General features: G+C 31.4%; 12 protein-coding genes. 9 read left to right on the forward strand and 3 right to left on the reverse strand.

Annotation, left to right across the window (positions count from 1 at the left end; translation table 11 throughout):
- Positions 1–159: 159 nt before the first annotated feature.
- Both AB8B90_RS09130 and AB8B90_RS09135 read right to left on the reverse strand, forming a co-directional pair.
- Entirely contained in the window at positions 160–1,794 is a 1,635-nt protein-coding gene (locus AB8B90_RS09130) for a DUF4270 domain-containing protein (protein ID WP_405335977.1), read from the reverse strand.
- A 12-nt stretch (positions 1,795–1,806) separates the two neighbouring features.
- Positions 1,807–2,616, reverse strand: coding sequence for a glycogen/starch synthase (locus AB8B90_RS09135; protein WP_405335980.1), 810 nt, complete (start codon positions 2,614–2,616; stop codon positions 1,807–1,809).
- Between the two features lie 109 nt (positions 2,617–2,725).
- Here AB8B90_RS09135 and panC point away from each other — a divergent pair, with 109 nt between their 5' ends.
- The 8 genes from panC (at position 2,726) to AB8B90_RS09175 (ending at position 13,653) form a co-directional block, all read left to right on the forward strand.
- On the forward strand, positions 2,726–3,577 hold the full coding sequence (panC, locus tag AB8B90_RS09140; RefSeq protein ID WP_405335983.1) for a pantoate--beta-alanine ligase: 852 nt from the start codon (positions 2,726–2,728) through the stop codon (positions 3,575–3,577).
- Between the two features lie 13 nt (positions 3,578–3,590).
- Positions 3,591–3,941, forward strand: coding sequence for an aspartate 1-decarboxylase (panD, locus tag AB8B90_RS09145; protein ID WP_405335986.1), 351 nt, complete (start codon positions 3,591–3,593; stop codon positions 3,939–3,941).
- Between the two features lie 4 nt (positions 3,942–3,945).
- Positions 3,946–4,899, forward strand: coding sequence for a lysylphosphatidylglycerol synthase transmembrane domain-containing protein (locus AB8B90_RS09150; protein ID WP_405335989.1), 954 nt, complete (start codon positions 3,946–3,948; stop codon positions 4,897–4,899).
- A 33-nt stretch (positions 4,900–4,932) separates the two neighbouring features.
- Positions 4,933–6,075 (forward strand): alpha/beta hydrolase, encoded by a 1,143-nt coding sequence (locus AB8B90_RS09155; RefSeq protein ID WP_405335992.1) that lies wholly within the window; start codon positions 4,933–4,935, stop codon positions 6,073–6,075.
- Positions 6,076–6,161: 86 nt separating this feature from the next.
- Positions 6,162–7,343, forward strand: a complete 1,182-nt coding sequence (locus AB8B90_RS09160; protein WP_405335994.1) for an alpha/beta hydrolase — start codon at positions 6,162–6,164, stop codon at positions 7,341–7,343.
- A gap of 172 nt (positions 7,344–7,515) precedes the next feature.
- Complete coding sequence (gene radA, locus AB8B90_RS09165; protein WP_405335997.1) at positions 7,516–8,874, forward strand: DNA repair protein RadA; 1,359 nt, start codon at positions 7,516–7,518, stop codon at positions 8,872–8,874.
- A 214-nt stretch (positions 8,875–9,088) separates the two neighbouring features.
- On the forward strand, positions 9,089–12,922 hold the full coding sequence (locus AB8B90_RS09170; protein WP_405336000.1) for a LamG-like jellyroll fold domain-containing protein: 3,834 nt from the start codon (positions 9,089–9,091) through the stop codon (positions 12,920–12,922).
- A gap of 152 nt (positions 12,923–13,074) precedes the next feature.
- Positions 13,075–13,653 carry a Crp/Fnr family transcriptional regulator gene (locus AB8B90_RS09175; protein ID WP_405336003.1) on the forward strand — a complete coding sequence of 193 codons (579 nt, stop codon included), beginning with the start codon at positions 13,075–13,077 and terminating at the stop codon, positions 13,651–13,653.
- A gap of 131 nt (positions 13,654–13,784) precedes the next feature.
- Here AB8B90_RS09175 and AB8B90_RS09180 read toward each other — a convergent pair whose 3' ends face one another.
- Complete coding sequence (locus AB8B90_RS09180; protein WP_405336006.1) at positions 13,785–13,913, reverse strand: hypothetical protein; 129 nt, start codon at positions 13,911–13,913, stop codon at positions 13,785–13,787.
- A 237-nt stretch (positions 13,914–14,150) separates the two neighbouring features.
- Here AB8B90_RS09180 and AB8B90_RS09185 point away from each other — a divergent pair.
- On the forward strand, positions 14,151–14,413 hold a 263-nt coding region (locus AB8B90_RS09185), incomplete at its 3' end, for a class I tRNA ligase family protein (protein ID WP_405336009.1).

Here is a 14,413-nt window from a genome sequence, read left to right on the forward strand (position 1 = left end):
ACCTTACCTTTAGTTTTAGATAATTTTATGTCGTTTCCATCGTATAGGGCAATTCCTGCACTATCGTAACCTCTATATTCTAGTCGCTTAAGACCTTTAAGAATAATAGGGTAAGCTTCACGATGACCAATGTATCCAACAATTCCACACATAATATATCTAGTTATTTGGTTCTGTAAAAAATATTTCCAAATATAATTTTTTATTTTCTTCTGTAGTATTATTTCCGAAAAGAACTGTTCCTCTTTGAGTAATTATTGAACTAACAGGAACTTTATCATTTGAATCGCTTGGATTTAATACGTCAAATTGTACGTTATTACTTTCTTCATTAACATTGCCAGAAATTGCTAAGCCAAGACTTACGTTTGTTGAATCTTTAGTCAATAAATTATTAATATGTTCAGTAATTCGAATTTTATACTGAACACCATCACCATCAACACGCTCCAATCTGCCTAGATGATTTGTTCTAGAGTTTACAGGAGAAAGAGTACTAGCTAAATCAAAAAAGTAATCAATTAATGGTTGGTTGTTATCCATGTCATAAAGATAAATGCGTTCAGGTTCTTCAATATTATCGAGAGAGGCTTGGTCTACATAAAAAACAAGATTAGCTTCATTTACTAGTTTTTTACTTTTAATAAACTTCCCGTCTTCATCCATTTCAACAAATTCATTCTTAAAATATTCAAAACTGTTAAAAAGAAAATTGTCGTCTAGATCGTCACCATCAAATAAATTAACTACAGCTACTGCACCTTCACCTCCTTTAAGATATAGTTTTTCGTCACCAAAGTCTTCATCTCCTTCAGGGAAAACGAAATCATTAGATAAAAAGTTAGCTCTGTTTCCTGTGAAAGTTAAAACATAAGTTGATTGCACACGTTCTCCAGCGGTAAATTCATCATCTTTGGTGTAATGTAATGTGATATTAGCAGCGCTACTTGCTAAATTAAAAAGAATCATAGAACCTTCTCCAGCAATAGGTTCGGCTTTGAAATAGACACCTCTAAAATAATCGTTGAAATTATTAGGGTTACTTAATTCTGGTTGACCAGATTTTGCAATGATTTTGTCTTCCCAGTATGTTATTGCTGCTTGATCTAATGGGTCATCAGCATTGAATGAAATACGTAAACCAGGAGGCTGTAGCCCTGTAACATCTCCATCTTCATTTTCTAACTGAATTTGATCAGCTTTAGGAATAAAATTATTATCATTATACAATAATGTTCCTTCAAGTTGTGAGTCGATAATTGGACTAGTACCTGTGGATTGATCTGAGTAATAAAGTTGAGGTTCGTTAATACTTGAACTTGGATCAAAATTTCGTAAAAAATAATTACTTTCATAGATAGAAAGTTTCATTGGAGCGCTACCAAACACAGAGTCTAATTCATAGATTGTTTCGCCATCATCATTGACACTAATGGGAGTGCTAAAGTAAGGGATGTTGATTACGACTGAATCTAAAACAACATCTGAACCAAAGTCAGCATCAACTAAAGCAGATCTTAATTGAGTAACAACTGTTCCAATTGTTTGATCATATAAAGGGTCATTGTAAACACCTAATAAGTTAATTGGTAAAGCATTAGTTTGAACAGGAGGTAATGGCTTAGTATATGCTATGACATCAAAATCTCTTGATAAAACATCAAAGTTTGTAGCGTTATTGTTATTTACTATGTCAGATTCTATAGTTGCAAAATCCTTGTCACAAGCAATAAAAATACTTGTCAATAACATAAGAATAGCTATGTTCCTAAAGGCAATTGTCTTATTTTTCATGTATGCTTTTAACTAGTTTAGTACTTTGGTGTTGTAAAATTCTGTGTAAGGCTCTGCGAACTCTTCAATTGGGAAATAATCCAAAACAGGTTTTTCACAAGCATCTAAATGATCTTCAATATCTTTTGATAAATCATTAGAGCCTTTTATTAAAGCATCAGAATGGTCTATAGCAATTTTCATAAGGTTACTATAATTGGGAGTATCTAATAACTTAATACTGTTTTCATTGATGTTATCAAATTTCACTTTATTAGCCATATTTTTATTTAACGTTCCTTCAAAGCTTTGATTGTATATAGAAGTCACAATTTTGCTTTCTGTAAATAAAGGTTCGTCTTTATAAAACTCTTTTAGATATAACGGCAGTAGTGAAGCAAGCCAACCATTAACATGAATAATGTCTGGTGACCAGTTTAGTTTTTTTACAGTTTCAATAACACCTTTCGCAAAAAATATAGCACGTTCGTCATTGTCTGGAAACAACTTTCCATCTTCATCAGTAAGTGTAGCTTTACGTTTAAAATATTCTTCATTATCAATGAAGTAAACTTGAATTCTTTCTTTAGGGATTGAAGCTACTTTTATGATTAAGGGCATGTCTAAATCATTAATTACAAGGTTAATACCAGATAATCTTATAACTTCGTGCAACTGATGTCTTCTTTCATTAATATTTCCATAACGAGGCATAAATATTCGTATTTGTCCACCTTGTTTGTTTACCATTTTAGGTGCTTCAAATGACATTGAAGAAATTTCTGTTTCAGGTAAATAAGGCACAACCTCAGATGACACATACAATATTCGCTTATCTTTCATAAATCTGTCGTTTTTAGAATTAAAAATAAAAAACATGCAAAATTACAAAAATTTATGCAGATTGCTAGTAAAATATTAAGTTTGCACGCTGTTAAACTTTTGTTATCGTATGCATATTTTTAAAAATAAAACAGACTTAATCAATCACATAAATGATTTAAAGTCAAAAAAGAAGACACTTGGTTTTGTACCCACTATGGGAGCTTTACATCAAGGTCATGCGTCTTTGATAATCAAAGGTTTAAATGATAATGATGTGGTTGCTGTTAGTGTTTTTGTAAACCCAACACAATTTGATAATCAAGAAGATTTAGTGAAATACCCAAGAACTCTAGATAAGGATGTAGAGCTATTGAAAGAAATTTCTAAAGATAGAATAATTGTTTATGCACCTTCAGTTGAAGATGTTTATGGTGAAAATGTATCCTCTAACTCATTCTCGTATGATGGTTTAGAGCATGAAATGGAAGGAAGGTTTAGAGATGGTCATTTTGACGGTGTAGGAACAATTGTGAAACGACTCTTTGAAATTGTAAAACCTGATAGAGCTTATTTTGGAGAAAAAGATTTCCAGCAGTTAATGATTATAAAAAAACTGGTTGATAAATATAATATTCCTGTCAGAGTCATAGGCTGTAAAATTCATCGAGCTACAGATGGTTTGGCTATGAGTTCTCGAAATACAAGACTGACACCAGAACATAGAGAAGCAGCTCCTTTTATTCATAAAACTTTAAAAACTGCCAAAGAAAAGTTTGGCACAAAAAGTGCTAATGTAGTTACAAAATGGGTTGAAAATCAATTTGCTAGCCATAACTTATTAGAGTTAGAATATTTTATAGTAGCAGATGTTGAAACTCTAAAAACGGTAAAACGAAAATCTAACAAAAAATCATACAGAGCTTTTATAGCTGTATATGCAGACGATATTAGACTAATTGATAATATCGCACTAAATTAATTATCTTTGCCTCATGCAAATTCAAGTTGTAAAATCTAAAATCCATCGAGTAAAAGTTACTGGAGCAGATTTAAATTATATTGGTAGTATAACTATTGATGAAGATTTAATGGAAGCTGCCAATATTATTCAAGGTGAAAAAGTTCAAATCGTCAATAATGATAATGGCGAGCGTTTAGAGACGTATTGTATTCCAGGTCCTAGAAATAGTGGTGAAATTACACTTAATGGTGCAGCAGCGCGTAAAGTAGCTGTTGGTGATACACTTATTTTAATCACCTATGCGTTTATGGATATTGAAGAGGCTAAAATCTTCAAGCCATCTTTGGTGTTTCCTGATGAAGCAACTAATCTTTTAAAATAGACTTTTGAATAAAAAGACAGCCAAGTTCCTAAAAATAGTTCTTCCTTTATTCTTAGGAGTACTTCTTGTTTGGTATTCTTTGTCTAAAATTTCAATTGAGGAATTAATCACTTATTTCAAAAATGCAAACTATTTTTACATTTGTTTAGGTTTATTTTTTGGCTTATTAAGCCATCTTTCCAGAGCCTATCGTTGGAAGTTTATGATTGAACCTCTAGGTTATACACTAAGGTTTCCAAATAGTATAATGGCAGTATTTGCGACCTATTTGGTTAATTATACGATTCCAAGAGCAGGTGAAATTACAAGAGCTACAATCTTAACTAACTATGAGGGCGTTCCTTTTGAAAAAGGTTTTGGAACCATAGTTGCTGAACGTATCGCTGATATGTTGGTGATGTTAGGTATTATTTTAATCACCCTTTTTTTAGAATTCGATTTTATTTATCAGTTTTTTTCTGAACGTTTTGAGCCCAAAAAAATTATTATTGCTTTAGCTTTATTAACCCTTTTGGTGACTCTAATTTTTGTATTTATAAAACGAAGTCAATCCAAAATAGCTATCAAAATAAGATCATTTGTAAATGGATTAATAGAAGGTGTTATGACCATTTTTAAAATGAAACATAAATGGGCATTCATTTTTCATACACTATTTATTTGGGGAATGTATGTGCTAATGTTTTATGTAACATCACTATCACTTGAAGAAACATCTAACCTCCCTTTTGCCGCAATTTTAATAGGATTTATTTCTGCTAGCTTTAGTATTGCTGCAACAAATGGAGGTATAGGTTCTTATCCTGTAGCTGTGTATGCAGCGTTTTCAATTTTTGCAATTGCCAAAGAGCCAAGTATTGCATTTGGTTGGATCATGTGGTCATCACAAACCTTCATGATTATAGTGCTAGGTGGCTTGTCTTTAATTTATTTGCCTATTTATAATAGAACCAAATAATTTTTTACCTTGCATAGCAATAACACTATAATTATGACCAAGCATTTTAATTTACTGACATTAATTGTCCTTCTTTTATCATTTCCTATAACAGCTCAAGTCACTTACGAAACCTTTGACTCCTCAAAACTTGAAGAATCAAGAGATATTAAGATTCAGTTGCCTAGAAATTATGATCCTGAAGAGGAAACATTGTATCCTTTAGTTATCGTTTTAGATGGTGACTATCTATTTGAGCCTGTTGTTGGAAATACAGATTATCAATCGTATTGGGAAGATATTCCAAACTGTATTGTTGTAGGCATTAATCAAAGTGAAACAAGAGATGACGATTTCTTTTATGCTGAAGAAACTAATTTTCCATATGCAGAAGGTGCTAAATTTTTTGAGTTTTTAGGTATGGAACTCATTCCATATATTGAGAATAGTTATATGGTTTCAGATTTTAGAATTGCTGTTGGTCATGACATGAGTGCTAATTTTATCAATTATTATCTCTTTAAAGATAAGCCCTTGTTTAGAGCATTTATTTTGTTGAGTCCAGAACTTGCTCCAGAGATGATGAATTTTATGGGAGATAAAGCACCATTAATTGAATCGAATACATTTTACTATTTGGCTACAGCAGCCGATGATGTAAAGCGTTTAAAAACAGATATTCTAGCTTTAGACAATACTTTGAAAGGTATAGAAAACCAATTTTTTCATTATCGATTTGATAATTTTGAAGACGCAAATCATTATTCTTTAGTTGGTTTAGGTATTCCTAAGGCATTAAATCAAATATTCTCATTTTACAAACCTATCACTAAAAAAGAGTACAAAGAAAAAGTTTTAGAATTCGAAGGAAGCCCTTTCGAATATTTGATGAAAAAGTACGAAGATATAGAGCTGTTTTATGGCTTTAAAAAGAAAGTTGTTGAAAATGACTTGAGAGCCATAGCTTCTGCTTCAAAGAAAAAAAATGATGTAGAATCTTTAAAGGAATTATCAAAATTAGCTAGAAAAGAATACCCAGATTCTATGATTGGTGCTTACTATCAAGGGATGTATTACGAAGAAGATGGTAACTTGAAAAGAGCTTTAAATAGTTATCAGTCAGGGCTTTTACTTGAAGAGTCAGATTTTATAACTAAGGATATGTTACTTGACAAGATTTATGAACTCCAAGACTAATTCTTAAAAGTTTATGTAGTTCGTCGAATAAATGTGTGTTTAGTCGTTTAGATTAGTATATTTACATCCCAAATCCCTTCTAAACGATGAAAAAATACCTACTTATTTCATGTGTGGTTTTATGCTGCACCTCACTGTTTTCTCAAACAATAAACAAAGAATTGCCATCTCGATATCTCAATACGACAAGAGATATAAAAATTAAATTGCCTAATAATTACGATCCTGACTCCACTTTAAAACATCCAGTTATCATTGTTTTTGATGGTGATTATTTATTTGAACCTGTTCTTGGTCAGGTTCATTTCCAAACCTATTTCAAAGAAATGCCTGAGTCAATCGTTGTTGGAATTGTTCAAGGAAAAGAACGATTTTATGATGGATATTTTGATGAATTAACAGGAATGCCTTTTGAATCTGGAAAACGATTTTATGATTTTATACAAAACGAATTGCTCCCATACATTGACAATAACTATAATACGAGTCCGTTTAGAGTTGCTATTGGTCATAACATGATGGCAAATTTTATGAATGCTTATTTATTTACAGACGAGCCTATTTTTCAAGCTTATATTAATATCAGTCCAGATTACAAAGGAACGATGTCCAGTAATTTAGCGACACGTTTAGCTCATTTAAAAAATGACGTGTTTTATTATATGGCAACAAGCGATAAAGATGTTCATAAAATAAAAAACAATATTCGAGAAACCAGTGCAGTTCTAAAAACTTTAGATACTCAAAAATTTACGTTGTATTTTGATGAGCTTAAAGGTGATACACATTATACCTTGGTTACTGGAGCATTGTCAAAATCTTTAGATAAGATTTTTGAAATATTTAAACCTTTAGATGAAAAAGAAATTAACGAAAAGGTAATGACATATGAAGGAACTTTAGATGAGTATATTATAAATCGTTATGAACGAATAGAAGAATATTTCGGAATAACAAAACCTATCACAGAAGAAGAATTTTCAAAAATTGTTGCAATTGCAGAAGAACGTGATGATCTAGAATCACTTCGAAACATAGGAAAACTAGCTAATAAACAAAACCCAAATTCATCTCTAGGAACATACTATTTAGCACTTCATGCTGAAAAATTAGGTAAAAATAAAAAAGCAACTAAGTTTTATGAATCTGCTTTAACGCTTAGTGAAACAACAATAATTGACAAAGAATACATCAAGTCGAAATTAAAAGATTTACAAGCACTAGCAATTGATGATAATGAAAAAGAAGATGATGATGAAGAAAACTAAATTCAACATTTATTCTACTGATTACTTTTTTGAATGGATATATTTAAAGTCAAAAGCCTTTTTAATAAATAATATGTCAGTAAAACTCACGGCAATAAAATTGATATCAATCATAACTTGGTTTAAAGATATCAACTAAAAATGTCTTAATTTAGCTGTTTAAATTCTGTTCATGGCTAAATTAAAAACAACCTTTTTCTGTCAAAATTGTGGTTCTCAATATTCTAAGTGGCAAGGACAATGTACTGCTTGTAAAGAATGGAATACCATAACAGAAGAAGTGATTCAGAAGCCTGAAAAAAGTGATTGGAAAACACCATCTTCAAATTCTAAACGAGTAGCTAAACCTTTAAAAATTAATGAGATTGACACCTCTAAAGAAGCTAGATTAGATACTTCAGATCAAGAATTTAATCGTGTGCTTGGTGGAGGTTTAGTGCCTGGTTCATTAACACTTTTAGGAGGAGAACCTGGTATTGGAAAAAGTACTTTACTACTTCAGGTATCTTTAAAACTGCCATACAAAACATTATATGTTTCTGGCGAAGAAAGTCAGAAGCAAATTAAAATGCGTGCAGAGCGCATCAACCCAAATACGAATAATTGTTATATTCTCACAGAAACCAAAACTCAAAATATTTTTAAGCAAATCGCTTCGCTCCAACCTGATGTCGTAATTATTGACTCTATTCAAACATTACATAGTGATTATATTGAATCATCAAGTGGAAGCATTTCTCAAATCAAAGAATGTACAACAGAACTCATTAAATTTGCTAAAGAAACTGCAACTCCTGTTATATTAATTGGTCATATTACCAAAGATGGACATATTGCTGGCCCTAAAATTTTGGAGCACATGGTTGATACTGTGTTACAGTTTGAAGGCGATCGTAATCATGTCTTTAGAATTTTACGTGCAAATAAAAACCGATTTGGTTCTACAAACGAATTAGGTATTTATGAAATGCAAGGTTCAGGTTTAAGAGAAGTGTCTAATCCTTCAGAAATTTTAATATCTCAAAAAGATGAAGAATTGTCTGGTCATGCAGTTGCAGCAACCCTTGAAGGCATGAGACCACTTATGATTGAAGTTCAAGCATTAGTGAGTACAGCAGTCTACGGCACACCCCAACGAAGTGCTACAGGATTTAATGCTAAACGGTTAAATATGTTACTGGCTGTTTTAGAGAAACGTGCTGGATTTAGACTAGGTGCAAAAGATGTGTTTTTAAATATTACAGGAGGCATCACAGTCGATGATCCAGCTATTGATTTAGCAGTCGTAGCATCAATTTTATCTTCCAATGAAGATGTCTCATTAGCAAGTGATTTTTGCTTTGCTGCCGAAGTTGGATTGTCAGGAGAAATTCGTCCAGTTCAACGAATAGAACAAAGGATATTAGAAGCCGAAAAGTTAGGCTTTTCAACCATTTTTGTGTCTAAATACAATAAGATTTCTTTAAAGAAGACGGGTATTAAAATTCAATTGATTTCTAAAATTGAAGATTTGGTAGGTATTTTAGTTTAATGGTGTTTTAAATAAACTCCAAATTATTAATCAACACACCTTACCAATCGAACTTTACCCGATTTATTAAACACTTCATCAAAAAAAGCGATATCTAAAATTTAGAATGTCTTAATATTGTGCAGATTATGTACAAATAAGACATGATCTTTTTTTATCGATTATACTAGCCCACCAATAAGTCTATCGAATTTAATATTTGAACTATTTTGTTATGAAGTTAAGTCTTCTTTATAAATTATTATTTATAATACTTGTTTCAATACCTCAATTATCTGTTTCTCAAGATGCAGATAATGATTCAATCACAGATCAATTTGATTTAGATGATGATAATGACGGTATTTCTGATATTCAAGAACAAGGTAGTGCTATTCCAATTGGTCCAGAATGTGGTGGTGAAATCGACTTTGATTTTAATGCGACACCTTCAGAAGTAACTGGAGATGGGAATTCATCTACTTTGTTAGAAAGCGAAGTATTTCGATTTGCAAGTGTAGGTACAGATATCGATGCGCTGGTAACATTAGTAGATTTTGTTGATGCAACTTTAGTTGATTTAGATAATAATAGTTCTAACTCAACCTATTTTAAACCAAATATACAGTTTAACAATATGGTTCCTCAGCAAGAAGCATATATAGAATTCAAAGTTCAGTTTGTTGAAGCAGGAACCACTACACCTGTTGTGATTCCTGAAGTTTTTATTAATCTTAATGATATTGATGGAAATTCTACACTATCTGAAAAAGATAAAATTCAAACACCTTTCAGCTATGCAATTGATAGTCCAACTAATGTAACCATTACTGAAGAAGAAAATTTTTTAGTTGCTACCTCTGGAAGTATTAATTATTCGGGAACTTCAAATTCTAATCCTAACGTAAATATCGCATCTCGATTTTTTGATTTATCATCATTTACAATTCGTCTAGGTATTTTAGCAAACACAAATATTAATTATGTAGTGAGACGCTACAGTTTAGAGTTTTCTTGTGTGACGAACTTTTTTAACCCTCAAGTTGTTTTAGCAGATGCAGATGGTGATGGAATTGCTAATTATTTAGATATTGATAGTGATAATGACGGTATTCCAGATAATGTGGAGGCACAATCTACAATTGGTTATTTGCAACCTTCAACAGGAGTTAATGCTACTGGGTTTCCAAGTAATTATGGTTCAGGATTTACACCCATAGATACAGATGGTGATGGCGTGCCAGATTATCTTGATGATGATTCTGATAATGATAGCACACTAGATATATTTGAAAACGGATTAGCAAATACGATTTCTGAAATAGACACAGATAATGATGGTTTAGATGATAATTTTGAAACCAATGGTATAAACGATATACTACTAGATGTAAACGAAGACATTACAAACCCTTCAACTTTACCTGATGCTGATAGTGATTTATTAACTAATGGAAATGTGGATTATAGAGATTTATTTGATGTTAATCCTCCACAACTGGCAGCATTAGATTTTGATGGTGTTGATGATTATATTACAGGTAATGGGTTTATAGATGGCTTAGATCAGCTCACCATTATGACTTGGGTTAAAATAGATAATTCAGCTTCAGGAACGATGACTATAGTTGGAGAAGATTTAGGTTGCAGATTATATCTTGAGAATGGTAACACCTTAGGTTTTGTAACAAGAACTGATGACAACACATTACATTCTTTAGTTGGAACAGCGATTAACCTTAACGAATGGCATCATGTCACAGGAACATATTCTTCATTGACTGGTCGAACAACTCTTTACGTTGATGGCGAATCTATTGCAAGTAATGTTGGTGCAATTGGTTCTAACATTGAAGTGTCTTCTTCAAGTTTAGGTGAATTTGAAATTGGAAGGCGTTCAAGTAGAGTTGTAGATAGAGAATATTTTAAAGGAGAAATTGATGAACTAAGAGTTTTTGATGAAGCACTTTCAACAGCGCAAATTCAGCAAATGGTTTATCAAGAGATAACAAATAACTCAGGAAACTTAAGAGGAAAATTAATTTCTAAAGATATTATTCATCACTCTACTTCTGAAACTGTATCCTGGTCAAACTTACTCGCATATTATCCAATGTCAGATGTTAGAGCAAATACTTTAAATGACTTCTCACAGTATTCAAGGCATCTTGCTATTTCTGGAATTAGTTCAATGCAATCACAAACTGCACCAATGCCATTTCAGACCAATAATGATGGTGATTGGTCGATTGAAAGTACTTGGTTATATGGAAGTATTTGGGATATTGAAAATGCCACAACAAATAAAGATTGGAGTATAATAGACATTAAGCATAATGTAACATCTTCAAATTCTCATACCAATTTAGGCTTATTTTTAGATGATGGTAAAACATTAAGTATTTCCGGAAATCAAAAAGTAGAAAACACATGGTATTTTGAACTTAACGGAACCTTAGATCTTAGTGATGATTCTCAACTTATACAAGGAGAGCATAGTGACTTGGTAACTTCTACTCAAGGAAAAATTTTAAGACGACAAGAAGGTCATGCAAACAAATACTGGTATAATTATTGGTCGTCGCCTGTTGGTGAAGTGGGAGCTACTTTATTAAATGATAATAATACAAATTCTAATAATACAAATAATTCTGATTTCAAGCTGAATTTGCTCAAAGATGGAAATGGCAGTAATATTTCATTCACAAATGCGAATGATCAAGTTGGCAGTGTTAGCACAAGATGGTTGTATACTTACCAAAATGGAATAACTTACTTAGATTATTCGGCGTTAAGTCCTAATTCAGATTTAAAACCAGGTATCGGTTATACTCAAAAAGGAACAGGAACTCTAGATACTGAACAACGATATTTATTTGAAGGAAAACCAAACAATGGAACAATTACTATTAATGTTTCAGACGTTGGAGGATCTGGTTCTGTGCCAGCAGAATCTAGGACTAGTTACTTGCTAGGAAATCCATATCCTTCAGCAATTGATATTCATGATTTTATCGATGATAATGTAGGTGTTATTTCAGGTTCAATTCAACTTTGGCAACAATGGAGTGGATCTTCACATTACCTTAATGATTATAATGGTGGTTATGCAACTGTTACAAAATTAGGTGCTGTAAGAGCTTCTCAATTTATAGGAATAGAAGGTAGTAGTAGTGGAGGAGAAGAAGGGACAAAAATACCAACACGATATCTTCCTGTCGGACAAGGTTTTGTTACCGAAATAATTGCCGATGGTTTAGTTACTTTTAAAAATAGTCAAAGATTATTTATAAAAGAGGATGATGCTAATGGTACTTATAACAGTGGTTCTGTGTTTTTAAGAAATGCAAACTCATCCGAGAATAATACATCTTCAGAAAATTTAATGCAAAAAATGCGTTTAGAATTTAGATCAGTAGACGGACCATCTTCTCGTCGTGAATTATTATTAGGATTTAGTAATTATACAACTGATGCTTTTGATTACGGTTTTGAGGCTAAAAATTCTAATGCAAATGAAGATGATTTAAATTTAGTTTTAGACAATGAATTAATGATCATACAATCCTATGGTTCTATAACAAATGATAAATCTGTACCATTAGTTTTTAATGCTTCAGGAGCTTATAACTATACTTTAAAAGCGACTTATTTTGAAGCGTTTGATGAAGATCAAGAGGTGTATCTAAAAGATAATTTTACAGGTGTTTATTTTGATTTACGAAGTGACCAATCTTACGAGTATTCATCTCTAGAAGGTACCTTCGATGATAGATTTGAAATTGTTTTTATTGATGATGAAACTTTGTCTCAAGAAGACAATAGTTACGATAATACCTTAATTTATTTCAACAATAAAACACATCAATTGTATGCACAAGGCCTTCAAGTGGAAGTGCAACAAATCTCATTATTTAATATTTTAGGTCAATCAATTAGAGAATTTACAAATGTAACTACTCATGATTTTGTTAATGGTATTGAGATTTCTAACCTTAGTAGTGGGACTTATATCATTCATTTAAAAACAAATTCTCAAAGCATAACTAAGAAAATAATAATTGATTAAATTCTTTGAAACTTTTTAAAAAGCGCTTCAAATTCTTTAGTCTTCTTTTCCTAACACATTATCCATTTTATTTGAATCTTCATAGTTAATATTTGTTTGTCAATTTTAAAATGATAATCTTTAGTATAACCAACCCTTTAACTAACTAAAATATGGGAAATCCAAGCTATGATTTTCTCAAATCTAAATTTGATATATCTAAAGACACCTTCAAAATTCTTAGGAATCTTTCTACAGAAAAAACACTAAAACCTGGAGAATACATTATTAAGCAAGAAGGAATGAGTAGTAAATTATACTTCTTAATTTCTGGCTTAATGCGTTCTGTTCGAGTTTCTGAAGCAGGTAAAGAGTATACAAAAAACATTTATTCACCTATTAACTTTGTTGGGCCATTAAGTTCAATATTAACCAAAAAGCCATCATTTTTAAGCTATGAAGCTTTAACAGAATGCAAGGTTTATGAAGTTGATTTTAATGAGTTTTATAGTTTGACAAAAAAAGCTATCGAAATTAGTAATCTGTATAATAGAGTCTTAGAATATCTGTTTGTCGTTTATGAAAGAAAACAGTTCGAATCGATATCTTTAAATGCTACTGAACGATATCAACTTTTAAAAAGTAGAATTCCCGATATTGATACTCAAATAGCACAATATCATATAGCGTCTTATTTAAATATTACTCCAGTTCAATTAAGCAGAATTAGAAAAGATTTGAAGCAGAATTAACATATGTTATTGGGTTTTGAAGAAGAAGTCCTTAAATTTGATAACTAACCAACCAACCTTTAATCCCAATATTAGAATAGCAGGTTTTAAAAGCAAACAATTATTGTTTGCTTTTTTTTGTTTTAAATCCTTCAATTTAATGTGATGTGACTTTCAGCAGATTTTAGTGTCTTATTTATATTAGGCACTAGATTATCTGTTATGAATAAACTAAAAGCGGCAGCATCAATAATTGCAATTTTCATTGTATTAGTAGCCATTGCCTATTGTGCTTTTACACTAATACATGAACTATTTTCTTAATCATGAAAAACACCAAAAGGATCTTATCTTTAATTGCATTATTAATTGTATTTGTAGTTCTTATATATTTCTAATAATAAATTATTTGATTTATGTAGCCTAATTAAGATTAATACATGCTCTTTTTTGACTTGAACATCTTATATTTTTACTAAAATTCCTTAATTTCGCGACTTGTTTAGAACACCAATATCATGAGCGTTAAATTTCCTGAATATAAAGGACTTGACTTACCAAAAGTTGCAGAAGAGATTCTTAACTATTGGACAGACAATGACATCTTTCAAAAAAGTATTTCTACCAGAGAAGGTAATAAGCCTTTTGTCTTTTTCGAAGGGCCACCTTCAGCTAACGGATTACCTGGAGTACACCATGTGTTAGCTCGTGCTATAAAGGATATTTTTCCACGTTATAAAACCATGAAAGGATTCCAAGTGAAGCGAAAAGCAGGTTGGGA

The organism is Psychroserpens sp. (assembly GCF_045105015.1).
Classification (GTDB): domain Bacteria; phylum Bacteroidota; class Bacteroidia; order Flavobacteriales; family Flavobacteriaceae; genus Psychroserpens.

Excerpts from the sequence above, each read along its gene's own strand:
- AB8B90_RS09130 (WP_405335977.1), bottom strand. The coding sequence starts at position 1,794 with ATGAAAAATAAGACAATTGCCTTTAGGAACATAGCTATTCTTATGTTA.
- AB8B90_RS09135 (WP_405335980.1), bottom strand. The coding sequence starts at position 2,616 with ATGAAAGATAAGCGAATATTGTATGTGTCATCTGAGGTTGTGCCTTAT.
- panC (WP_405335983.1), top strand. The coding sequence starts at position 2,726 with ATGCATATTTTTAAAAATAAAACAGACTTAATCAATCACATAAATGAT.
- panD (WP_405335986.1), top strand. The coding sequence starts at position 3,591 with ATGCAAATTCAAGTTGTAAAATCTAAAATCCATCGAGTAAAAGTTACT.
- AB8B90_RS09155 (WP_405335992.1), top strand. The coding sequence starts at position 4,933 with ATGACCAAGCATTTTAATTTACTGACATTAATTGTCCTTCTTTTATCA.
- AB8B90_RS09160 (WP_405335994.1), top strand. The coding sequence starts at position 6,162 with ATGAAAAAATACCTACTTATTTCATGTGTGGTTTTATGCTGCACCTCA.
- radA (WP_405335997.1), top strand. The coding sequence starts at position 7,516 with ATGGCTAAATTAAAAACAACCTTTTTCTGTCAAAATTGTGGTTCTCAA.
- AB8B90_RS09170 (WP_405336000.1), top strand. The coding sequence starts at position 9,089 with ATGAAGTTAAGTCTTCTTTATAAATTATTATTTATAATACTTGTTTCA.
- AB8B90_RS09175 (WP_405336003.1), top strand. The coding sequence starts at position 13,075 with ATGGGAAATCCAAGCTATGATTTTCTCAAATCTAAATTTGATATATCT.
- AB8B90_RS09180 (WP_405336006.1), bottom strand. The coding sequence starts at position 13,913 with ATGGCTACTAATACAATGAAAATTGCAATTATTGATGCTGCCGCTTTT.